The organism is Clostridium mobile (genome assembly GCF_018918285.1).
Classification (GTDB): Bacteria; Bacillota; Clostridia; order Clostridiales; family Clostridiaceae; genus Clostridium_AW; species Clostridium_AW mobile.
In genome coordinates this window covers 65,432-88,344 of the sequence record NZ_JAHLQF010000002.1, presented here as the reverse complement: position 1 = coordinate 88,344, position 22,913 = coordinate 65,432, and the positions used below count along the sequence as shown (strand labels likewise).

The 22,913-nt window shown below is 30.1% G+C and carries 23 protein-coding genes and 1 riboswitch; of the genes, 5 read left to right on the top strand and 18 right to left on the bottom strand.

Annotated features, from left to right (window positions below):
• The first annotated feature begins 119 nt into the window (after positions 1–119).
• Positions 120–2,591, top strand: a complete 2,472-nt coding sequence (locus tag KQI86_RS06330; protein ID WP_216438440.1) for a GxGYxYP domain-containing protein — start codon at positions 120–122, stop codon at positions 2,589–2,591.
• Between the two features lie 13 nt (positions 2,592–2,604).
• Here KQI86_RS06330 and KQI86_RS06325 read toward each other — a convergent pair whose 3' ends face one another.
• Complete coding sequence (locus tag KQI86_RS06325) at positions 2,605–3,294, bottom strand: Crp/Fnr family transcriptional regulator (RefSeq protein WP_216438439.1); 690 nt, start codon at positions 3,292–3,294, stop codon at positions 2,605–2,607.
• Positions 3,295–3,433: 139 nt separating this feature from the next.
• Between KQI86_RS06325 and KQI86_RS06320 the strand changes: the two genes are divergently transcribed.
• The gene (locus KQI86_RS06320; protein WP_216438438.1) at positions 3,434–4,123 is read left to right on the top strand and encodes a YjjG family noncanonical pyrimidine nucleotidase; all 690 of its coding nucleotides are present in this window, start codon (positions 3,434–3,436) and stop codon (positions 4,121–4,123) included.
• A 324-nt stretch (positions 4,124–4,447) separates the two neighbouring features.
• On the opposite strand, the gene KQI86_RS06315 is transcribed toward KQI86_RS06320, so the two are convergent.
• Positions 4,448–5,065, bottom strand: coding sequence for a hypothetical protein (locus KQI86_RS06315; RefSeq protein WP_216438437.1), 618 nt, complete (start codon positions 5,063–5,065; stop codon positions 4,448–4,450).
• A gap of 165 nt (positions 5,066–5,230) precedes the next feature.
• On the opposite strand from KQI86_RS06315, the gene KQI86_RS06310 reads away from it, so the two are divergent.
• Entirely contained in the window at positions 5,231–5,647 is a 417-nt protein-coding gene (locus KQI86_RS06310; protein ID WP_216438436.1) for an HNH endonuclease, read from the top strand.
• A 121-nt stretch (positions 5,648–5,768) separates the two neighbouring features.
• Here the strand turns inward: KQI86_RS06310 and KQI86_RS06305 are convergent, their stop codons facing one another.
• The 10 genes from KQI86_RS06305 to KQI86_RS06260 form a co-directional block, all read right to left on the bottom strand.
• Positions 5,769–6,473, bottom strand: coding sequence for a hypothetical protein (locus KQI86_RS06305; protein ID WP_216438435.1), 705 nt, complete (start codon positions 6,471–6,473; stop codon positions 5,769–5,771).
• Between the two features lie 95 nt (positions 6,474–6,568).
• A complete protein-coding gene (locus tag KQI86_RS06300; RefSeq protein WP_216438434.1) occupies positions 6,569–7,000 on the bottom strand; it encodes a MarR family winged helix-turn-helix transcriptional regulator in 432 nt (143 codons plus the stop codon).
• A 146-nt stretch (positions 7,001–7,146) separates the two neighbouring features.
• Positions 7,147–8,046, bottom strand: coding sequence for an HD domain-containing protein (locus tag KQI86_RS06295; RefSeq protein ID WP_216438433.1), 900 nt, complete (start codon positions 8,044–8,046; stop codon positions 7,147–7,149).
• Positions 8,047–8,130: 84 nt separating this feature from the next.
• Positions 8,131–8,973, bottom strand: coding sequence for a class I SAM-dependent methyltransferase (locus KQI86_RS06290; protein ID WP_216438432.1), 843 nt, complete (start codon positions 8,971–8,973; stop codon positions 8,131–8,133).
• An 11-nt stretch (positions 8,974–8,984) separates the two neighbouring features.
• Entirely contained in the window at positions 8,985–9,758 is a 774-nt protein-coding gene (locus KQI86_RS06285) for an ABC transporter ATP-binding protein (protein ID WP_216438431.1), read from the bottom strand.
• Positions 9,759–9,770: 12 nt separating this feature from the next.
• Complete coding sequence (locus tag KQI86_RS06280) at positions 9,771–10,865, bottom strand: FecCD family ABC transporter permease (protein WP_216438430.1); 1,095 nt, start codon at positions 10,863–10,865, stop codon at positions 9,771–9,773.
• A gap of 22 nt (positions 10,866–10,887) precedes the next feature.
• Positions 10,888–12,009 (bottom strand): ABC transporter substrate-binding protein, encoded by a 1,122-nt coding sequence (locus KQI86_RS06275; protein ID WP_216438429.1) that lies wholly within the window; start codon positions 12,007–12,009, stop codon positions 10,888–10,890.
• A 141-nt stretch (positions 12,010–12,150) separates the two neighbouring features.
• Positions 12,151–12,330, bottom strand: a riboswitch (cobalamin riboswitch).
• Positions 12,331–12,418: 88 nt separating this feature from the next.
• Positions 12,419–12,568: a hypothetical protein gene (locus KQI86_RS06270; protein WP_216438428.1), complete on the bottom strand. Its 150-nt coding sequence runs from the start codon at positions 12,566–12,568 to the stop codon at positions 12,419–12,421.
• Between the two features lie 42 nt (positions 12,569–12,610).
• Positions 12,611–14,470, bottom strand: coding sequence for a ferrous iron transport protein B (gene feoB / locus KQI86_RS06265; RefSeq protein ID WP_216438427.1), 1,860 nt, complete (start codon positions 14,468–14,470; stop codon positions 12,611–12,613).
• 20 nt (positions 14,471–14,490) lie between these two features.
• Entirely contained in the window at positions 14,491–14,709 is a 219-nt protein-coding gene (locus KQI86_RS06260; protein WP_216438426.1) for a FeoA family protein, read from the bottom strand.
• A gap of 319 nt (positions 14,710–15,028) precedes the next feature.
• Here KQI86_RS06260 and KQI86_RS06255 point away from each other — a divergent pair, with 319 nt between their 5' ends.
• Both KQI86_RS06255 and KQI86_RS06250 read left to right on the top strand, forming a co-directional pair.
• Complete coding sequence (locus KQI86_RS06255) at positions 15,029–15,187, top strand: hypothetical protein (RefSeq protein WP_216438425.1); 159 nt, start codon at positions 15,029–15,031, stop codon at positions 15,185–15,187.
• A 380-nt stretch (positions 15,188–15,567) separates the two neighbouring features.
• Positions 15,568–15,900, top strand: a complete 333-nt coding sequence (locus KQI86_RS06250) for a HesB-like protein (RefSeq protein ID WP_216438424.1) — start codon at positions 15,568–15,570, stop codon at positions 15,898–15,900.
• 154 nt (positions 15,901–16,054) lie between these two features.
• Here the strand turns inward: KQI86_RS06250 and KQI86_RS06245 are convergent, their stop codons facing one another.
• The 6 genes from KQI86_RS06245 to glpK form a co-directional block, all read right to left on the bottom strand.
• Entirely contained in the window at positions 16,055–16,858 is an 804-nt protein-coding gene (locus KQI86_RS06245) for a Cof-type HAD-IIB family hydrolase (protein ID WP_216438423.1), read from the bottom strand.
• A 14-nt stretch (positions 16,859–16,872) separates the two neighbouring features.
• A complete protein-coding gene (locus KQI86_RS06240) occupies positions 16,873–18,228 on the bottom strand; it encodes a phosphomannomutase/phosphoglucomutase (protein WP_216438422.1) in 1,356 nt (451 codons plus the stop codon).
• 10 nt (positions 18,229–18,238) lie between these two features.
• Positions 18,239–19,690, bottom strand: coding sequence for an FGGY-family carbohydrate kinase (locus KQI86_RS06235; protein ID WP_216438421.1), 1,452 nt, complete (start codon positions 19,688–19,690; stop codon positions 18,239–18,241).
• Positions 19,691–19,767: 77 nt separating this feature from the next.
• A complete protein-coding gene (rpiB, locus tag KQI86_RS06230) occupies positions 19,768–20,223 on the bottom strand; it encodes a ribose 5-phosphate isomerase B (protein WP_216438420.1) in 456 nt (151 codons plus the stop codon).
• Entirely contained in the window at positions 20,223–21,149 is a 927-nt protein-coding gene (locus KQI86_RS06225) for a sugar phosphate isomerase/epimerase family protein (protein WP_216438419.1), read from the bottom strand. Before KQI86_RS06225 ends, rpiB begins: the two co-directional genes overlap by 1 nt.
• Complete coding sequence (glpK, locus tag KQI86_RS06220; RefSeq protein ID WP_216438418.1) at positions 21,142–22,632, bottom strand: glycerol kinase GlpK; 1,491 nt, start codon at positions 22,630–22,632, stop codon at positions 21,142–21,144. Before glpK ends, KQI86_RS06225 begins: the two co-directional genes overlap by 8 nt.
• Positions 22,633–22,913: the final 281 nt, after the last annotated feature.

Genomic DNA, 22,913 nt, shown 5'->3' with positions numbered 1-22,913 from the left:
AGAAGCCAATTAACAATCTGTATAAAAGCTCTATAAGTAGTACACATTATATTTATATAACTTATTAATTATAGTAAAAATTAATATATTTATAATTTATATAAGGCAGGTGATTCTAATTGTATAAAAATTTAAAAGTGCGCGTATCTATTTTCTTAATTCTATTAAGCATCTTTTGCTCTTTACCAATAAAAAATGTAGTAGCTAAAACTTCTCCTGCACCTGTAGATCCTAACAGTGTACATCTTGTTTTAGATTCAACACATTATAAGGATATGCCAAGAAATTTTCGTACATCCTCTGATTTAACAAACGTACAGAAAGATAAAACTGTAAATCTTAGTGGATTAAACACATTAAATATTTCTGGTAGTCAGCAATTTTCTGAATACAATCTTCCTCTTATAATCAAGAGTATAGGGACTTCACTACCTATAACAGTTGTTGATTTAAGACAAGAATCCCATGGATTTATTAACGGTGCCCCTGTTAGCTGGGCCAACGCTAAAAATGATGCTAATATAGGTTTGACAAAGGAGCAAGTTTTATTAGATGAAAAGAAGAAACTAAATAGTATTAAATTAAATGAACCTATTAGTTTTTATAATCATCCTAAGATAACTATGATCCCAACAAAAGTTGAAGATGAAAATCAACTTGTTACTTCTAAATCGCTATCATATATTCGTATACCCGTTACTGATACTAAGTTACCTACAGATGATATGGTTGATTATTTTGTCGAAGTAACAAAATCTCAACCTAAAAATACATGGTTCCATTTTCACTGCAAACAGGGTATAGGAAGGACTACCACCTTCATGATTATGTATGATATGGTTAAAAACTCAAAAGAAGTTAGCGCTGATGATATTATAAAAAGACAACTTCTATTAGCAAACTTTGATAAAGACCGTAGCAAATCTTTTTTTAGTGGTAAAAGATATGACTTTTTACAAGACTTTTATAAGTATACTAAAGAAAATAGTGATGATTTCAATGTTAAATGGAGTGATTGGAAAAAAACTCATACTGCTAATAGCAATAGTTTTTTTCCTATTGCTTCTCCCCCTAAAAATACATCTAACTATATAAAGAACTCTAAAATCCCAACTCATCTATATGTAATTTCTCAAAATATAATGACTCCTAGTGAAAGAACAATGATAGCTACTCTTCAAGGTATAGTTAATAGTCATTGTTCTTCTCAAATATACACACTTAACTCCTCTCAACCAGATTATCAAATATGGCTTGATGATTTAAAGAATAACTATGGAGTTTCATACGAAAACATTTCAGACCCATGGAAATTATTAGATATGTTTGAAAATTATGTTGATGGGTATGTACTTTATAATAACAAATCACTAAAAGATCCTTCAATAAATAATGCTTGTTCCCTTGCTTCATTGAATAATTCCATTGCAGTTGATGAATCTATTCAAGATAAAGTACAAGCCCACGGTATAACAAATATTAAAGGCGACTGTAGAAACACAGATAAAAACTGGGCTTACGATAACTTATGGAATTCTGGCTTAAACCATTCTATAGTAATTCAACTTTCTCCAAAGAAAGATACAGCCCTAAGAGATTATGCCATAATGACCAAATCTCTAATATTTTATGAGGATAGCATAACTGATACATCTCTTAGAGATAGAATATTTTCCTCTATGGAAGCTGATTCAATTTGTTTAGGTTGGGGTCCAGATGAATTTACCAATGTAAGCACATCATCAAAACATGGCGTAAGCATGGTTGCTGCAGATTGGTCTTATAATTTAACTGTATTAAGCGCATTCCCATCACTGCCTATAACTCAAAAAGCATTATCACATATTCCTCATAAAGAAAATGTCCATTATGTAACATTCATTATGTCTGATGGAGATAATCAACAGTGGAACCTTGGAACCAATTATGGTTCTCCCAAATGGTACGGCTCTCCTTATAGAGGTAATTTTAATTTTGGTTGGTCCTTAAGCCCATCTTTATATTATTTAGCTCCTACTGTTTTGAACTTGTATTATAAAAATGCAACTCATGGCTCTATTAATGATTATTTTATAGTATCACCCTCCGGAAATGGCTACATGTACCCAAGCAAATTCGATAAAAGTGCGCTAGGTGTATATATCGACAGATTAAATGATTATATGAAGAAGGTTGATCAAAAATATATAGCAATTATTGATGATTCCTCTTTTTATAATACTAAACTTTGGGGCAAATTTACTATTAAGCCTAATATACAGGGTCTATTTTATCTTGATTATCATAAGCATGACAACTATCATGGAGAAATCCTTTGGTCTAATAATAAACCTATAGTATCCTGTAGAGATTTGCTTTGGGCTAATCTAGAAAGTGAAGATGAATTAGTGAAAAATATTAATGATAGAATCGCCTCTGGGCAAACAGATATCCATAACTCTAATAGTTACACCTTTGTTTATGTTCATGCCTGGAGCAAAACCTTGAGTGATATTGAAAAAGTTGTAAATAAGCTAAAGGAAAACCCTAAACTAGCAATAGTCACCCCTGAAACATTTATGGAATTGATAAAGAAAAATGTTAAGAAGTAATAATATTCTAGTATTAAAGAGATTTTACATACAAATTTTTAGATAGTTCTCGAAGTCTATCCTCATCTAATATATATATTTTTTTATCCTCACATTTTATAATTGATTCTAATTCAAGCTCTTTAAAAGTTCTATTTAAATGCCTATAGGTTGTTCCTAAGAATTGAGCAATTTCTATGAATGATGAATTCAAAATTATATAGTCTTTATCTGTTATATACTCAAGTAAATAGCTAGATAATCTATTTATAAGGGGATATACAAAATTATATGAACTATTATTAATGGTTGCATAAAGTTTGTCGCTTAAAGAGTCTATTAAATGATGTAAAAACTTTAGGTTATTTAAATATTTTTTCCTAAGTATATCTGCAGGTATTGCTATTAAATAAGTATCTTCTATTGTATCAATGTTACAGAGTACAGGAATATTTTTTAAAAGTTCTAAATCTCCTATTGTATTAAATTCTTTATAAAACTTTAAAAACATTGATTTACCGTTTTCAAAAGGATAAAAAATTTTAATTTTCCCATCTACAAGCAAATAGTAGTATTCAAGACTAGAATCTGGTTCTAATATACATTTATCTTTTTCATAAAAATGAAGTTGTGCATGCTTTAATATATCTTTATCAAATATGTCTTCTATATTATGCTTAATAATATAATGCTCTAAAAGTTTATTATCAAAAATTCTTCTCATAAGCCCTCCTCACCATGACCTATGTCATGTATGAATTCATATAAATATTGTAATTTATTTATATGACATTGTACAGTATAGAAGATTTTAATTATATGTTATAATTTTAAAAAACTAACTATATGGGGGGAGAATTATTATGAAGTACGAAATTATACTATTTGATGCAGATGAGACTTTATTTGATTTTAAAAAATCTGAAAGAGATGCTCTTAAAAATGCCATGCTTGAATTTAATATAGAATATGATGAAGATCATCATTTAAAAGTATACAAAGAAATAAATACAGCTATATGGAAAGAGTTTGAGGATGGACTTATTACTCAGGAAAAATTAAAGGTTGAAAGATTTAAAAGACTATTAGATAAGTTAAATGCTGACTTTAACGAAGTTGAATTTGCAAAATCCTATATGAAGCATTTGTCTTTTGCATCCTTCTTATATGCCGATAGTATAGAGCTTATAGAAAGTTTGCATAAAAATTATAGACTTTCTATAATAACTAATGGTCTTAAGGACGTTCAGAATAATAGAATAAGGAAATCTACTATAGCAAAATACTTTGAGGATATAGTAATATCTGAAGAGGTTCAAGTATCAAAGCCAAATCCTAAAATATTTGAACTCGCTTTAAACAATATGAAATATACTGAAAAAAGTAAGGTATTGATGGTAGGAGACAGCTTAACCTCCGATATAAAAGGTGGGATAAATTTTGGTATAGATACCTGCTGGTTTAATGCTAGTAAAATTGTAAATGAGACGAGAATAAAACCTACTTATGAGATTTCTAATTTGATGGAGCTTAAGGATATACTTGAAAAATAGATATAAAGTGTTTCTTAGCTTCAGATGAGATTTACTTAGAAAATTATAATTTGAAATAAATGTCTTTTCAAAGTTTTAAGAGAAGATATTTATTTTTACATTTGCAAATTTCCACAATGATAATTAAGTATATAAACATGTAAAAAAGCACTCTAACATTAGAATGCTTTTTTGAAAGGGGACTATTATTAAATTTTTCTTTTTAGCAATATTATGAAATTCCTTCTGATAAAACGGAATTTCCTTTTAATGTTTCTGTGGTATTAATATCTTTGTCTAAAATCATAAACTTTATTCATAAAAATAAAAAAATCCCATAATTTTTTAATGGGATCTTTCTAATCTACTTATTTCTTTACTTAATATATCAAATGTATTTTTATCATTTCTATCTAAGGCTTCATTTATAAGTATATTTAAAGCATTTAAGTATACTTCATTCTTCTCATTTATCTTTAAAAAGTTATTTGATGAGTTGTTTAACTTATCTACTAATACCTTTTCTCTGTATATAGAATATAATGCACATAAATGTTCCATTATTTCTTCTCTAGTTAATACGAAAAATACTTTTTCTGCTTCTTTTACTGAACATACTTTAAAATAATCTTCATTTAAAGAGGATATTATTATCTTTTGTTTCTCCCCTTTAGCAATAAATTCTTTATAAATTTTATTTTCAGGAGAGTACTCGCAGTTGTCAATACTTTTAAGAAAAGATAAATACTCCTCAAAACTATCTCTAGTCAAAGTAAAGTTATTAAATTTTCTTCCCTTTTTGAAACAAAGGTTATATAGCTCTTCCCCTTTGAAATCATTCTTAACTACAAATAGTATATAATCTAAGTATCTATTTAATGTTCTGTCTGGTGTAAATCTCACACCCAACTTAAATCTATTTCCCAAAGCATTATTAGGCAATACAAAATTATTAATTTCCACGACACTTTCTCCTTTTTTTCTTAAAATATAACAAATTTTATTATACATTAAAATATACTACATATGCTCTTTTGCGGAATATTAAAACAATTAAAACATTATCCAATTATATATTATTCTTCAATATTGGGTTATAATATGCAAAGAAAGGATAAGTGGTATTTTATGAACATATCTAACGTAGATAAACAATACATATATATGCGTGATGAATGTAAATGCTACTACTGCAAAAAAAGTTTAAAATTTAACAAAATAACCCTTGATCACTATTTGCCTAAAAGTAAAAAAGGAACTATGGATGTGTTCAATCTGGTTACTTGTTGTAAATTTTGTAATAAGTTAAAAGGAAATAGAACACCTGAAGATTATAAAGAAGTTATACTTCATCTTTTTTTAAAAGCTGTAGAAGATAACCGTATATTAGGTAGCGGTTTAAAACTCTCTCAAAAATTTCTTAAAGAAGAACTTTTAAAAGTAAATAAATTAGAGGATTTAAATGATCATGTTACATTTCAAAGTGATACTAAGAGATTTTATATTAAAAATAATAAGGTATTTAAAATTGTTAATATAAATTAACTTTTAACAGTTAACAATTATTTTTCTATAATATAAAGGAATAGATTCAATAACAAATCGAATCTATTCCTTAGGTTGTCTATTTCTAATATAACAATGTAAATAGTTAAATAGGACTTAACTAGCTTGTTATTTCTACGCCTGTGTTTATGATTTTGCTTTCTTTAAAATAATTTCTAAACTGCTTATATCCAATCAATACAATCCATACATAGGCTAAAGTTTTTGGTATCATTAACATCCCAATCAATTTATTTATATTAGCCCAAAGTACAACAGGAATATACATAGCAAAGGATAAAAATACAGCTAAGGCCATGTGTTTATAATCTTTGTCCTTATTTTTATCAGCTTCCCTGTAGATAATGTAAATCATTACTATTCCCATAATTGTGAAAGGTATATTTCTATAAATACCCCAACTTACAGGAGGATAATAATTTAACCATTGATTTTGAGGAAAAAGGCATATAGCTATTCTAATAAAAGCAAGTCCATAAATACAATTATCTAGCATCTTAGAATTTTTTATATTAAATCTTAATACCAAAATTTTATATAGAATAACATAAAAAATAGTCATTGTAATAGAAGTTATAAATTTACCAAAACCTAAAGCAGCGGCATTTGCCTCCAAACCAGTAGTCAATAAGGCATATATCCTTGGTATAAGGTGAAAGGAATCCCCTAGTCCTAATACAAATGACATATAGCCAAATAATTTGAAATACTTATTGTCTCCACTCTTTTTTATCATAATAATTCCAAGAGAAATTACCGTTGTTAGATATACGACATGAAAAATTGGTTCCATTATAGCTTGCATGAATATCCCTCCTAATATAGTATAATTTGCATGCGAACTATTTTCCATTACTTTAATTGTAGCATTCTTATAATTCTACGGTTTTTCCATATGAATTATATATTAATCTTTGACGAAATATTTCTCAACACCTTTACAAATTCTCTTAACTCTTCTTCACTACAACCTTTGAATATATTATCAAAGCTTTCCTGTATAGTTTCTTTAAAACTCTTAGCAAATTCCATTCCCTCTTTAGAAAATCTCACATAGGTATTTCTTTTATCATCAGTATACTTTACCTTTTCTAAATACCCATACTGCTCTAATCTTGTAACGATGCCAGAGACTGTCCCCTTAGCTAATGACATTTCACAACAAAGATCAGAAATAGTCATTTCTTTATTATGAGCTATAAGCTTGATTACCATAATCTGCTGATGAGTAAGGCCACTATTTTTTAAATTTTCGTCCACTACATACATAGATTTAGAATATATTTCTTTTATTAACATAGCTATTCTAAAACTATCAAAATTTGAGTTCATAAAATCACCTCGAGTGTAATATAAGAATAATTCTAACCCATGTATATATGTTAGTCAATTCATAAAGGGAAAAGCATTAATATAGTTCGCATACAAACTATATTAATATACAAAATAATTAAAGTCAATATTAAATTTAAATTAAACTAAATATAAAGTTTTCCATCAATTCTCCTATCATACTGTGACCAAGTTCCAGGTTCTAATCCTTCTTTGATCTGGGATATTTTATTGAAGGTTGCGTCTACATAATCTGCATAATGCACTATATGGGATTCTTCCATACTAGGTTTCTTTGGAGAACCAAATTCTACTTTCCCATGATGTTGAACAATGCAGCCTTTCATTCTTTCCCTAAAATCTTCATTGTACATTTCTGGATTAGCTTTAAATGCTTCCTCTAGCATAGTCACTCCTATAACTATATGTCCTTCCATTTCTCCTCTTAAAGTGTAGGAAAAAGGTCCATCAAAATTATATTCATATATTTTTCCTATATCATGAAGTTTAGCTCCTAAAATTGCTATTTCTTTATTTCTACAGTTATATCTATAGGAAAATACCTTAGACAAATACATTACATTTAAGGTATGTTCTGCTAAACCTCCTAGATAGTTATGATGCATACTTACTCCACCTATACCTTTTTCAAATTTTTCTAAAAAACTTTTATCATTAAAAAAATAATCGTTTAATGCTTTTACATCTTCTCTCTTAAATTCTTCCTCTGATATTTTATTTATTTCCTTCATTATATCTTCCACAGGGGTTTTTATTGTAGGCAGATATTCTTCTATTAGGAAATGCTCTACCTTTTTGAAGCTAGCTATATTTAGTATGCTCTCCATTGAAGCCTCACATTGTATTACATCTCCAACTTTAATATGATCTCCTTTATCTGGCATTATAGCTTTAATATCCCCGCTATTATCTCCTATATATGCAATTGTATTATTTTCATTATCTTTATATAATTTTTTCATAATCATAAAACTGGTATTTACTTTATCTCCACTTTTTATATCCTTAGCATATAAATTTTTCACAATTCTCTCTCCTTCATTAAAAACTACACAATTATTATGTTCTACTCTATAAAAAAATATTAAAATGAAATTAAAAAGGAACCATTATAGTTCCTTTTTAGCATTCCAATATATTAATACCCCTTTAAAATTATGAGTATATATTACTTTATCATTTTCATATACTAAATATTTATCTAAAACCTCTTTTACTTCCTCTACGTCATATTTAGAAAGTATCTTACTGGTGTTGTCCTTTAAGGCTTCATCATAACTATCATACACATAGTCTTTTTTTAAATCAACTATTTTAATATTCCCATAAATATTTAATGAATAAAGCAAATTGTATATATGAATATAATCCCTTCTAGGAGAATTTATTTTATATCTAAATTTATTATTTAATTCTAAGTAATGAGGTTTGTCTGGTCCTGATGTAAATCCTATAATAGATATTCTTTTGCTTAAGTTATTTATCTTTTTTATAACTTCTTTTATATCCCTCATTCTGTAATAACAATTCACCCCAAAGACCACATCATATTTCTCTTGGAAATTATAATCCTCAAATTTACCTTCTATTCCTTTTATCTGAGGCAATTCTTTTTCAATACATCCTTTTTTTATGTATTCTAATATATCTTTAGATATATCTATACAGCTTATTTCCTCTACTCTTCTTGCTATATCGAAAGTATAATTTCCCCAACCTGGTCCTATTTCTAATACACTATCTTCTTTATTTATAAGTTTTAAAATCTCTTCTTTTAAAGGAAATATAAATTTATCTTCTTCGTAATTCTTCCTTCTTCCTATGAAATCTTTCCAAAAAGACTTTTCAATACTATCTTCTTTAGCTCTAGAGGGAAGGTTTCCTTCTTCATCTTTCATTCCTTCATACCATAACTTATTAAAATCTGTAGGAATACTAACTCCTAAATACATAATTATCTCCTTTAACTTTCTATAGTTTTTACTGGGGTTATCTTAAACCCAAAGCTGTCTTCTTCTATTTTACAATGTACACCATAAACTTCTTCCAAATTTTTTATAGTAACAACTTCTTTAGGATCTCCTGATGAGTGCACTTTACCTTCCTTCATCAGTATAAGCTTGTCTGAGTATCTAGCACTCATTTCTAAATTATGCATAACTACTATAATCAATTTATTTTCTTTTTTAGCAAGTTTTTTTAACAGTTCCATTACCTCTAAACTGTATTTTAAATCTAAAGCAGAGGTTGGTTCATCTAAAAGCATTATGTGAGGTTCTTGCGCTAAAGCCCTTGCTATCATCACCTTTTGTCTTTCGCCGCCACTTAAACTATCTAGTTCTCTATGACACATAGACTGTAATCCTAAATATTCTATGGAGGAATTTACAATCTTTAAATCCTCCTCCTTAGCCTTCCATTTAATATAAGGTCTTCTTCCTAACATAACCGCATCGGTTACATTAATTCTAAAACTGCTATAGTAGTTTTGTGGCACATATCCTTGAATTTTAGCAAGTTCTATTTTTTCATATTCACTTATATTCTTTGAATCTATAAATATACTGCCATTCTTCGGTTTTAATATTGTGGCTATGCACTTTAATAATGTGCTTTTTCCCGCTCCATTAGGACCTATAATACTTACAAGTTGCCCTTTGCACAATTCTATATTTATATTTTTAAGAAGTTCACTACTTCCATAGCTAAAAGAAATATCCTCTATGGTCACCTTCATTTCTCAATCCCCCTATTCATAAGAAATACTGTCCTTCTTTATCAATATATATATAAAGAAAGGTGCTCCTATAAGAGAAGTTATTATACCAACTGGTATTTCTATAGGTGAAATTATAGTTCTACCTATGGTATCTGATATGAGCAATAGTATTCCTCCAAGTAAACAGGAACATGGAATTAAATACCTATTATCCGTACCAATAAAACTTCTGCTTATATGAGGAGCTACTAATCCTATAAATCCTATTACTCCTGTAAAAGCTATTACTCCTGAAGCCATCAAAGTAACTATTAGAAGAGAAATCACTACAATTTTCTTTACATCTATTCCTAAAGTAAGAGCTACCTCTTCTCCCGATAAAAGCGCATTTAAATCCCAGGATATTTTTATTAAGATAATAGTACATATGGCTATTAAAGGAAAAAGAAGCGTAATATTTTTATAATTAGCTCCCCAAAATCCACCCATAAGCCAAGTATCTAAATCTCTTAGTGCTTCATTACTTGAAAAATATTTCAATACAGAAACTCCAGCAGAAAAAAGGCTACCTACCGCGACTCCTGCAAGTAACAATACAGTTGTAGAGCCTACCTTTATTCTACCTATTAAGTAGACTAAGAAAAGAGATACACAACCAAATATAAAAGCATTTACAGCTATTAATACAGGAAATGATTGAACTTTAAACTTGAAAATACTAGTTCCTAAAACTATGGCCATTGCCGCCCCAAAAGCTGCACCATTGGAAACTCCTAGGGTAAAGGGACTTGCCAGTGGATTTCTAAATATACCTTGCATTACAACTCCAGCCCCTCCTAAAGAGAATCCGGCAAGAAAAGCAAGTAAAATTCTAGGAAGCCTTACTGAAAATATAATATAACTATTAAGTTCATAATCATTTATTGTACTCGTATCAATTCTATCTATAAATTTGCCTAGTAATATTTTCATAAAATCACTAAGGGACATTTTTGCTGTCCCTATAGTTAATGAATAGAAGAAAACCACTAGGCTAGCTATAAACAAAGTAATTAACATCATATTTTTCTTATTTTTACTGTTTAAATAAACTTTTTTTACGCTGTTTAACTGCCTATCTTCCAATAAAATATACCTCTTTTCTAATCTATTTATCCTTTGCAGAATAGAACCATATTCCTTTATACTCAGTTCCTAACCATTTATTAAAATATTCTTTAGCATATTGTTCTGGTTCCACATCTTTAAATTTTTCTGGGTATAAGTATTTAGCTAATTGTAAAACACCTATTGGTCTTTTGTTAGCTCCTAGCATGTCCGTATGAAATATATATACTTCATCATTTTTACCAGCGTCCAACTTCTCTAAACTTGACATTTTTTTGATATTATTTAATACATCTTCAAAAGCTTTTTTATTCTCTTCATTATATCCTCCTAACCAAGTTCCATGAAGAGTAACCACTTCAGGGTTATTCTTTAAAACATACTCGTCATTTACAAGTATGGTTGTACTCTTTTCAGAAGGGTTCCATTCTAAATCACCAGCATCCTTACCTCCAGCTAAAATAGTGGCATATCCCTCTCCAACACCTGGTTTTCCGTCTTTTGATTTACTTGGAAATACTCTATATCCACCATCTGAGTTTAGGAATCCTACAGATAAAGCTAATACTGACTTTTTATCTTTATCCTCTATACCTTTTACTCTTTCTTCCACTAAACTCTCTAAATTTTTCTTCCAATCCAAAAATTCCTTTACTCTATCTTCCTTACTAAATATTTGTCCTAGCAATTTCATTTCATCATTCATTTTTTCCGGAAGATAATTATCTATTCTTACTACTTTAATGCCTACAGGCTCCAATTTTTCTTCTAATACATCTTTATTTCTATTTGTATGGGCAAAAACTATTTCAGGTTTTAATTTTATAATTTCTTCAATATTCACCTTATCAGTTTTTCCTAAGTCTGGAACATTATCAAATCCTAGATAAGGGTTATTTTTCACTGTAGTATCCCCAGTACCTACTACTTTATCATCAACCTCTAGTATTTTAAGTGCTTCAGAAGTCTGTCTATTTAAGGATACAACTCTTTCTACTGGCAATTTAATCTCTATATCCTTGCCCGTTGAATCTTTTATAGTAATAACTTTATTACTATTACCCTTATCTTCAACTTTTTCACCCTTACTACAAGCTGTAAAAGATATTAGTAATATAAAGGATAGTAAACTAACTATAAATTTTCTTGTTTTATTCTTCATCTGTACTGCCTCCTAATAAATCTAATTAAATTTGAAATATTCTCTTAAAATAAAAAAACTCCCAAAATGGGAGATGTCTATCCTTTTTCAAAACATACTAACAAAACGTGTATCATGCTGGCTTCCCCCTCCCCCCGAAGGCTAGTCCTACTATTTTAGGCAGGTTTCCTGGCTCGCATATCATACTCAGTCCTCCTTCCCAGAAATTAATTCCAGTGGATATGGACTTCGTCCTTGCTTACAGTAGCGGGGCTGCAGTGGATTTAAACCACTTTCCCTTTTAACCTTATAATATAAGGCACCTAAAATATTAAACTATTTAATTTGAAATAAATTATACCAGTATTGGTTATATAAAGCAACGATAAAAAACTCCAACCGTTGATATAAACATCGGTTGGAGTCCTTTTTAATTCTTTTTACAGGTTCTAAACAATGAACATCCCTTACAGTCCTCACATTTTAAAGGCTTTTCTACAATACTATGACATCTTGGACATCTAGGATTTTTATCTGCATCCTTTATTTCCATTTTACAAGTTGGACAAATAACTGTCATCATTTCACCTTCTTACTAAACCAGTGGTAATAGCTTATATATCTATATTATAAACTGAGCTAAAATACCACCTGTTAAAAATGCAATAACAAAACTTCCGATCCAAATAACTGCTGATTCCTTCCAGCTTCTTTCTTTAAATATAATCATTATAGCAGCAATACAAGGTACAAATAAAGTGATTGCTACCAATGAAACTATTAATTGAGGTGCTGATAAAATTCCTTCACTAGCCAAACTATTTAATCCCGCGGCTCCAAAGTCTCTTCTTACAATACCCATAATAAAGGCTTGAGTAACTCTTGGATCTAACTTTAAGAAACCTTGAGTTAATGGTGTAAATAAATCTATAATACCATCTAATATACCAGTATATTGCATTCCTGTAATTAGAGCTGCACCTAAGATAAATAATGGAGCTGCTTCTTTCATAAACATTACAGTTTTAGTACGAGTCTTTTTTAACACATTAGATAATTGCGGTAATCTTAAAGGTGGTAAATCAATTAATAAATCTGTTGATTTTCCTGGCATTACTTTATTTAATAAGGTTCCTGTAATAACAAACACTGCAAGTATAGTAATTGTATAAATCATAAAATATTTTGCACCTAGTGGAGCAATAAGGCCTGCAATTACCCCTAACTGAGCAGAGCAAGGAATAGCTAGTCCTAGGAGCATAGTAGCAATAAACCTTTCTCTTTTAGACCCTAATATACGAGTAGAAATAGTAGCCATAGTAACACAACCAAAGCCTAATATCATAGGAATAACTGCTCTACCATTTAATCCTAGTCCCGTTAATAGACGGTCTACCAAAGTAGCTATCCTTGGTAAGTATCCTGAATCCTCTAAGGATGACAAAATTAGATAAAAACCAATAACTAAAGGTAATAACAATCCTATTAAGTATATTGGGGCCATTGTTAGCAATCCAAATTCACCAATAAGTAGTTGACCTATAAAAGTCTCTGTTGAAAGTACATTAGAAAATATGTTCATTATAAAATCATTATAATAAGTTCCCATTATGACCTCTTCTGTAATTCCTACCACAGTTTGAGCCACAAATACACCGATTATTTGATACATAATATATAGGGTAACTAGTAAGATAGGTATTCCTGTTAAAGGTTGTACCATCCATCTTCCTAATTTAGTCTTAAAGGATGCTCCATCATTATTTTCTGAAACTACTTTGGAGATAACTTCGTCTACCCTTCTTCTTCTTTTTAAATAAATTTCTTCTCTTAAATGCTCATTAGAAGTTATATTATTACGCTCCATAACATTTTCATCCTCTTCAAGTACTAAAAGAGCTTCTGCTTCAAATTCTACTTTATCTTTTACACTGTTAATATGAGCTTTAACTATATCTATAGCCTTACCTCTTCTAGCACAGCAAATAGAATCCTTTACCTTTTCTATACCTTCGCCTGCAGTAGCTACTGTTGGAATAACCTCTACTCCTAATTCATTAGAGAGTTTTTTTACATCTATACTTAGTCCATTTTTCTTAACATCATCCATCATATTAAGAGCAACTATTGTGGGTTTGCCCATATCTATTATTTGTTGAGTTAAAAATAGATCCCTTTCTAAGTGCAAAGCGTCTACTACATTCAAAATAACATCTGCCTCAAGTATAACATCTCTTGCTACTCTTTCTTCATCATTAAATGAAGATACCCCATATACACCTGGTGTATCTATAACTATATCTTCTTTGTATTTTCCATGACTAATATCTACTGTTGTACCTGGAAAGTTAGATACATCCACATATATACCTGTCAAAGCATTGAAAAACACAGATTTCCCTACATTGGGGTTACCTACTAATACTATCTTTTTGCTACCAGCAGGAACTTCTACTACCTTATTTAAATCATGACAACTCATGCTAAACCTCCTATCGTCAATTAAACAACTTTTACTTCTATGGTCTCTGCTAATCTTCGCCCTATAGCAACCTCTTGCATTCTATTTTGTAATACAATAGGACCAGCTGGTAATTTTTCTGCACAAATAAGCTGAGCTCCTTCACATATTCCAAGTCTTATAGCTTGTACACGAATATTATCATCGGGTATATTAATTATTTCTATTTTCTTACCCTTTGTAACCTGATCCAGTGTCATAAAACCGCCTCCGAAATTTATTAATATTGAAAATCATTATCATTGCTTATTATATTATACCCCTATTGTTTTTTTATTGTCAAGCTATATAGAGCATTATTGAGAAAATTTTTCATCTGAAATTTATTCTAATTTAAATCTCTTATGCTTTATATCCTTCAATCATATAAGCTTAACTACCAAAACATTATTAAGTAAATCAAGTACCATTTTATTTAAGAACTATCTTTTAATTTTAGTAATTTAGCTTATTTATTATTTTAATTACGCTTCATATGTGGAATAATGAATATATAAAGTTCACGGAGGTAAAATTAGTATGGATAAAGACGTAAAAGTAGCTCTTTTAAAAGAGGAGTTAGAAGAACTTAAAGAAAGTTTTAAATATCAGTATGGCGATAACTACATGGATTACCCTGAAGTTCAGGCAAGACTTGAAGTTATTACAAATATGATTAAGTTTTATGAAGATAATTAGTTTTTGTGAGTGATTATTTCTACAAATAAAAAGTGCTATATAATGCTTTTTATGCTGTCTCGCTACAATAAGAACTTTTAAAATTTAGACAATAAGTAGTGTTTACTATAATTAAGTGAATCAATAATTGACAAAATACTTATCATGATAAAATTTTCAAAATATATTTGTAAACTATTAAGAGCTAAATACGTAGTAAAAAAGCGACTTTTTCTGGAGCGGCTTTACTACGTATTTAGCTATCCATTTGAGAAAACAATTTATTATAATATACATTTGAAAATATATTTATAAAACATAAAGAAAATGATATATATAGTTTGAAAATTACATTCTAATATATTAAAATGATACTATTAATCACAAAGGAGGTTAAAATTATGAAAGCTTTTAGCATGAGCGAAATAGCTTATAAGGAATTTTTAAAGTTTCTTGAAGAAAATAATGTTACATCAAAGTCAATTAGAATAAATTTAGCTGGTCATGGCTGTGGTGGTCCAGTATTTAATATTGTTCTAGATGAGCAAAGGACAAATGATGAAGTTACTAAAATAGAAGATTTAACTTTTTTAGTAGATAAAGACTTAATTGCACAGTTTGGTGGATTTACACTAACTTGTGATGAAGAAAACGGCCTTGGAGGTTTCGATTTACAACCATTATTAAGAACTGATGATGGCGATGGTTGTTCAACTTGTCCAGGTTGTCATTAATTTCTTAAATAGAAAGCTAAGTATGCAGTAAAGCTACTTTAAAAAAGTAGCTATTTCACTACATACTTAGCTGTTTTTAATTTTGCAAATATATTTTTAAACTTCTAAACTTCAGCTGGAGTAAGTATTCCTTTTAAGCAAACTCCATCTGAACCTAAGAATCACTTGATAATATAAACTTCTCTAAAGCATAGGCTACACCATGTTCTTCATTAGTTTTTGTAATAAAATCTGCTTTTTCTTTTAACTTAGAAGACCCATTCCCCATAGCAACCCCTAAGCCTGCAAATTCTATCATTGATATATCGTTATCCCAATCTCCAATTGATAATACCTTCTCTGGTGAGATATTGTGAAGATTAGCTATTTTTTTCAGCATTAAACCCTTATCAATTCTATTGCTAAAAATCTCTAAAAATTGAGGTAATGAAAAAATTGCATTAACTTTACCTTTATATTCTAATTTTAATATTTTTTTAATTTCTAATAATCTTTCATGTTCTCCTACTAAGAGTATTTTATAAATATTGTCAGCTTTATTATTGATAAACTCAGATATTTTTCCTACTTCAATTCCTTTTCCCGTATAGTTTTCATAATCCATGTAGTTAAATGATTTTTCAACATATATGTTTTCATTCATAAAAAGAATAATGTAAATTTCTTTTTCCTCACAAAGTTTAATTATCTCTTCTGAAGTTTTTTTATCAATACTTTCATCAAATATTAATTTACCTGAGTAATCATATACCTTACATCCATTCATACAAATAGATAAATCTTCTGTTTCTAATTTGTATAAGAATGGCTTTATTGCTGGAAAATCCCTCCCTGATGCTAATATTATTCTTATGCCTTTTTCTTTTACCCTTGTTAAAGTCTCTTCAACTTTACTGCTTAATTCATGATTATTATCCAGTAAAGTACCATCTATGTCCAAGGCAACTAACTTAAACATAGCTTCCCTCCATTTCAAATGTTTACATTAAATTTCCCTTTCAATTCGGGTATTAACCTAGTAATTTCTTCTTTCATATAATTTACATATTCTTTTGATATGCCTTCCATTCTTAAGGTAACACAAGGTTCCGTCACAGATTTTCTAATTAACAACCATCCTCCTTCAAATTCTATTTTGACCCCATCCAATTCTGTAATATTATATATTGACTTTAATGCTCTAAATTTATCCAATAATTTTTCTCTCTTATCCTTATGCCATGGGATTCTTATATCTGGAGTAATTGTGGTCTTCTCTATGCCATCTACAAATTCTGAAATCTTAACTTTTTCTTTTGAAATTATGCTAGCAATTTTTATAGCTGCATAGATCCCATCATCCTTACCCAGTTCGTGAAAAAAGAAATGTCCACTTATTTCTCCCGCTAAAATTGCTCTTTCTTTTATAAACCTACTTTTAATAAATGTATGTCCGGACTTTTCCATTATAGGGATTCCACCCATGCTCTCAACTTTTCTTTTAACAATACTTGATGACTTTAAATCATATACTATACAGGGATTTATTTTATTTCCCTGGAAATAATCCTGTAAATAATAGTGAATTAAAAATACAAAGGCTTCCTCACTTTGAACAATTCTTCCCTTATCATCAACAAATACTACTCTATCCCCGTCACCATCAAAGGCTACTCCTAAGTCAGCCTTATTTTCTAAAACTGTTTGTTGCAGCTTTTTTAAATTGGAATATGCTGCAGGGTTAGGTTCTCTATTGGGAAAACTGCCATCGAATTCACAAAAAAGTTCCTTTACTTCATAACCCATCTCTCTAAATATCTCTGGTGCTAATTTTGAGGTAGTTCCGTTGCCGCAATCTATTACTACTTTTATATTTCCTTTTTCACCAATTAAGTTTTTTATATACTCTTTATACTCTTCGTCAATATTTATTAAACTCCTCTTTCCCTCTTCATTTAAGTATTCTTTTTTATCTACTATATCCTTTATAGAGTTTATTTCTTCAGGAGTAATTGGATCATTCCCTAAGATTATCTTAAATCCATTATATTTTGCTGGATTATGGGATGCAGTTACCATTACCCCTCCATAGGTTTTTAAATAATCTTTTGCAAAATACAATGCTGGTGTGGTAACTCTACCTATGTCCATAACCCTAATTCCGCTATTAATCAATCCTTGAATTAATAACTCCTTTAATATGGGAGTTGATACTCTTACATCCCCACCTACAACTACGGTTTTCCCATGGATAAGTGTCCCTATAGCTCTACCTATATGGTAAGCATCTTTTCCATCAAATTCTTCTATATATACTCCCCTTATATCACATTCTTTGTAAATTCCCATTGAGCCCTCCTTATATTAAATAAGATTTTTCTCTACATTTATCTTTAAACATCTCATATCTCTCTTCATAAGTTTTTTCTTGTCCATATTTAGGCTCAATTTTTTCTTTTATTTTCACCATATTCTCCACCCCTTCTGTTAAACTACTGTAAAAAGTTTTAGAGGTGGCTAATATAGCTGCACCCATTGCTGCTTCCCAAATCTCTGGTATTAACAATGTTTTATTAAGTATATTTGCCCTTATCTGGCACCATTCTTTTGATTTTACTCCTCCACCTGTTATGAATATATAATCCTTAACCTTACATCCTAAATCTTCAATAGTCTCATAACAAAGTCTTTCTATATACCCTACCCCTTCTAAAACTGCTATATATAACTCCGCCTTATCTTTAGGTTCCCCTATTATAAACCCTTCTGCCTCTTCTTTTACAAAAGGAAACCTTTCCCCTTTTCCTATTAGAGGATACATAACTATATTTGTAGGTGCATATTTGTCAAGTTCCTTATTTAAGATATCAAATTCTTCTTTTTTAAACCTAGAATCTAAAGATTTCCCTCCTATATTAGATGCTCCTCCTACAATCCAATATCCTTCTGGGTGTAGATGGGAATATATCCTTCCATGCTTATCCTTAATAATATTATTCCATATACCTTTTATTGTAATAGTTGTCCCTAAAGAAGTATTAAATTCCCCCTCTTTACTCATGCCTGAAGCAATAGAGGATGCATATCCATCTGTGCAGCCACCTACCACTAAAGTGCTAGTTTTCAATCCAGTTATATTGCTAATTTCGCCGCTTATATTTCCAATTACCTCTCCTGGCGCTACTACTTTAGGCAATATTCTTTTAGAAATACCTAGTTTTTCAATAAAATCAGGCCACTTTTTATTTATTAAATCATATCCTGTTTTTAATCCATTAGAATAATCTGAAGTACAGAAAATACCTATAAGATTCCCTAAAATATAATCCCCTTGATGCAGTATCTTTTTAGTCTTTTCATATATATTTGATCTATGATTTTTAACCCATAATATTTTAGGAAGGGCGTAAGAAAAGTTAAATTTATACCCTAAAGATTCACTAAGTTCTTTACCGTAGCTTTGAACTATATGACTTTCTTCATATGCTCTTCTATCGTTGTACATAATTCCATTGGTCAAAGGTTTATTGTTTCCATCCAAAAAGATAATTGTTCCTGAAGTGCCATCTAAAGATAGGGCCTTTATATCCTCTACTTTTTTTCCTGTATTTTTAAACTTATAAACTAAATCTTTTAAGACGTCGATGGCTGAATTTAACCACATACTAGGGTCTTGTTCAATAAATCCTTCTATATTTGAGCAATTAATAACATTAAACTTTATATTACTTGAACATATTAATTCCCCTTTATAGTTTGTAATTATTCCCCTTACCCCTTGTGTTCCCATATCTAATCCAATAAAATACATAATCTATTCTCCCGATATATATTTTTATATTTTTAAAGATAAGGTAACTTTAGAGCTACCTTATCTTTATTTGAGGTTTATATTTCAATTCTAAAGTTCCTATCTATTTCTTCTATTAGATCAACTTTAGGCTTAGATTTCCCTCCTTGAAACTCAGAACTTAACCATATATCTACTAGTTTTTTAGCAAGAGCTGGTCCTAATATTTCTGACCCCATGCATAAAATTTGTGCATTATTGCTCTTTCTTGCTCTTTCAGCTGAATATACATCATGACATACGGCAGCCCTTGCTCCTGGTACCTTATTAGCGGTTATACACATGCCAATGCCTGTACCACAAAGTAAAATTCCCCTTTCAAATTCACCTTTACCAATCCCATTTGCAACTTTTAGAGCAACATTGGGATATAATACTTCTTCATTTTCATAACATCCAAAATCCACATACTCAATGCCAATATCTTTTAGGTGATTCATTATAATTAATTTTAATTTATAGGCATTTTGATCACACCCTATAACTATCTTCATTATTTAGCCCTCCCATCTAGAATATATTTCCAATAATTCACACTTTCTTTAAGGCTTGGAATTACTATCTCATCATTAAAACCATAGGCCTTATAAAACAGCTCCATAACTAGATATATATTCTCTACCTCTGTAGATTCTATTGTCTCTACAACCTTTGCTCCATCTATTATTCCTCTTTTATTGTTTTCCTCTGTAAATGGCCAATGATGACTCGCACTTTTATCTGTTTGCTGTAAATGTAATATTTTAGACTTGTGTATTAACTTTTTAATCCAACAATAAGGATCACTATCCTCCTGATTTTTAGATGTTATATCTAAATGTCCTACATCAAGATTTAAATATATAGGAATTGCTGAAACTTTATTTAATCTTTCAAAAATGTATTCCGTTTCTTCAATGGTGGATGGGTATTCTCTTGGAATTGACATAGGTTCAATTATCAATTCTTTCAATCCTTGCTTGTCAGCGTACACAGATAATTCTCCCATGGTTTCAATTAGCTCTTCTAATAATTGATTTTTCCTTTTTTCATTCTTAATGTCATTCATGCTAAAAGCACCTAAGTATACTCCTGTAGAATAGCATCCCATGTCTTTAGTTTGATCTATGGATTTTTTATACCAATTAATATAACTCTTTCTCAGCTCTTTATCAGGATGAAGTAGAAAATTTGTCTGATGAGATATCGCTCCTGTGGCGGTATTAATTATTTCTATACCTTTCTTTTCAGCATATTCTCTAATTTCATAACACACTTTCTTTCTTGCATTTTCTTCAATTAAAACTGGGTCCAACATATCAAAATAAAATTGAACATATTTTAAACCCAATTCATCTACTATGATGTCTATCCACTCTTCTGTTAGAGGATATCTATTTAAAGCAAAGCTGGTATTCATTCCTAACATTATATTAGCCATCTAACCACTCCTTTGATCTTTGTACTGCCTTTTTCCATTTATAATACAAGGCTTCTCTATCTTCATCTTTCATTTGAGGATAGAATATTTTATCTACTTTCCATTTTTCTTTTATCTCACTTTGATTCTTCCAAACCCCATTTCCTAACCCTGCTAAGTATGCAGCTCCTAAGGAAGTCGTTTCTATATCCTTTGGCCTTATAACTTTACAATTTAACATATCCGCTTGAAACTGTAGTAAAAAATCATTATTAGCTGCTCCCCCATCTACTTTTAATTCTCTTAACTTTATTTTTGATTCCTTCTCCATTTCATCTAGGAGATCCTTTACTTGGTAAGCCAAAGATTCTACTGTAGCTCTAACTAAATGAGCTCTTGTTACTGAAGAAGTTAGTCCTATTATTAATCCTCTAGAGTACATGTCCCAATGAGGTGCACCTAATCCTGTAAAGGCTGGTACAAAATAAATTCCTCCATTGTCAGGTACACTAAGAACCATTTTTTCTACATCTTTAGAACTTTCTATAATCTTCAATCCATCTCTTAACCACTGTACCGCTGCTCCGGCAATAAAAATACTTGCTCCCATAGCATAATTAACTTTTTCATCAATTCCCCAAGCCAGGGTAAGCAACCCCTTATCACTCTTTGTTATTTTTTCTCCTGTAAACATCAATGGTACAGCACTGGTTCCATAAGTGTTTTTAGCTGATCCCTCTTCAAAACAAGTTTGGCCAAATAATGCAGCTTGCTGATCTCCTGCTATACCTGTTATTGGTATTTCACAGCCGAACCATTCCTTATCTGCATATCCATAAAAATTAACCGAGGGTTTTACCTCTGGAAATATTTCTTCTGGGATATCTAAAATCCATAAGAGTTCTTTATCCCACTCTAGGGTATGAACATTAAATAAAAGAGTTCTTGAAGCGTTTGAATAATCTGTAGCATGTACTCTTCCTTTAGTTAGCTTCCATAATAGCCAAGTATCTATAGTTCCAAAAATCCCTTCGCCCTTTTTAATCTTCTCTCTTGCTTCTGGCACATTATCAATTATCCATTTAATTTTTGTGGCAGAATAAACGGGGTCTATTACCAAGCCAGTTTTTTCATTGAATATAGAACTATATCCTTCCTTTATTAGCTTTGTACATAGTGGACTACTTCTTCTACATCCCCAAACAATTGAATTATATAGTGGCTTTCCAGTATTTTTATCCCAAATAGTAGTGGTTTCTCTTTGATTAGTTATACCGATGCATGAAATATCTTTACCTGTTAAATTTGCCTTAACTAAAGCTTCCCTAGCCACTTTTATCGTTACATCCCATACTTCTAAAGGATTATGTTCCATCCATCCTGCTTGAGGATATATTTGGGTATGCTCTTCATAGCACATGGAAACTCTATCACCATTATCATCAAAAACTATAGCACGCGAGCCCGTAGTTCCTTGGTCAATGACTAAAATCTTTTTATCCACTATGATTTCCCCCTTATTAAATTTTGCTTCTTATAATTTGTTTTTTATCAAGTGATTCTTAGCTTCAGATGGAGTTTGCTTAAAAGGAATACTTACTCCAACTGAAGGTTATTAAGAGAGTTCTTAGAAGCTTTGCTTCTTAGAAATCCTTATCCTTTAGGAGAAGAACTTATCCAGGGACGTAGCATCCGTTATGCACAGCATAAGAACTCTAAATCGCTGGAACTCAAGAGTTCTAATATCTCCCACTTGTAGAAAAGCAGAGAACCAAAATCTTTGAT

Bases quoted from the DNA above. Each gene is read 5' to 3' on its own strand.
- KQI86_RS06325 (WP_216438439.1), bottom strand. From the start codon at position 3,294: ATGAGAAGAATTTTTGATAATAAACTTTTAGAGCATTATATTATTAAG.
- KQI86_RS06320 (WP_216438438.1), top strand. From the start codon at position 3,434: ATGAAGTACGAAATTATACTATTTGATGCAGATGAGACTTTATTTGAT.
- KQI86_RS06310 (WP_216438436.1), top strand. From the start codon at position 5,231: ATGAACATATCTAACGTAGATAAACAATACATATATATGCGTGATGAA.
- KQI86_RS06305 (WP_216438435.1), bottom strand. From the start codon at position 6,473: ATGCAAGCTATAATGGAACCAATTTTTCATGTCGTATATCTAACAACG.
- KQI86_RS06300 (WP_216438434.1), bottom strand. From the start codon at position 7,000: ATGAACTCAAATTTTGATAGTTTTAGAATAGCTATGTTAATAAAAGAA.
- KQI86_RS06290 (WP_216438432.1), bottom strand. From the start codon at position 8,973: ATGTATTTAGGAGTTAGTATTCCTACAGATTTTAATAAGTTATGGTAT.
- KQI86_RS06285 (WP_216438431.1), bottom strand. From the start codon at position 9,758: ATGAAGGTGACCATAGAGGATATTTCTTTTAGCTATGGAAGTAGTGAA.
- KQI86_RS06275 (WP_216438429.1), bottom strand. From the start codon at position 12,009: ATGAAGAATAAAACAAGAAAATTTATAGTTAGTTTACTATCCTTTATA.
- KQI86_RS06270 (WP_216438428.1), bottom strand. From the start codon at position 12,568: ATGACAGTTATTTGTCCAACTTGTAAAATGGAAATAAAGGATGCAGAT.
- feoB (WP_216438427.1), bottom strand. From the start codon at position 14,470: ATGAGTTGTCATGATTTAAATAAGGTAGTAGAAGTTCCTGCTGGTAGC.
- KQI86_RS06260 (WP_216438426.1), bottom strand. From the start codon at position 14,709: ATGACACTGGATCAGGTTACAAAGGGTAAGAAAATAGAAATAATTAAT.
- KQI86_RS06255 (WP_216438425.1), top strand. From the start codon at position 15,029: ATGGATAAAGACGTAAAAGTAGCTCTTTTAAAAGAGGAGTTAGAAGAA.
- KQI86_RS06250 (WP_216438424.1), top strand. From the start codon at position 15,568: ATGAAAGCTTTTAGCATGAGCGAAATAGCTTATAAGGAATTTTTAAAG.
- KQI86_RS06245 (WP_216438423.1), bottom strand. From the start codon at position 16,858: ATGTTTAAGTTAGTTGCCTTGGACATAGATGGTACTTTACTGGATAAT.
- KQI86_RS06240 (WP_216438422.1), bottom strand. From the start codon at position 18,228: ATGGGAATTTACAAAGAATGTGATATAAGGGGAGTATATATAGAAGAA.
- KQI86_RS06235 (WP_216438421.1), bottom strand. From the start codon at position 19,690: ATGTATTTTATTGGATTAGATATGGGAACACAAGGGGTAAGGGGAATA.
- rpiB (WP_216438420.1), bottom strand. From the start codon at position 20,223: ATGAAGATAGTTATAGGGTGTGATCAAAATGCCTATAAATTAAAATTA.
- KQI86_RS06225 (WP_216438419.1), bottom strand. From the start codon at position 21,149: ATGGCTAATATAATGTTAGGAATGAATACCAGCTTTGCTTTAAATAGA.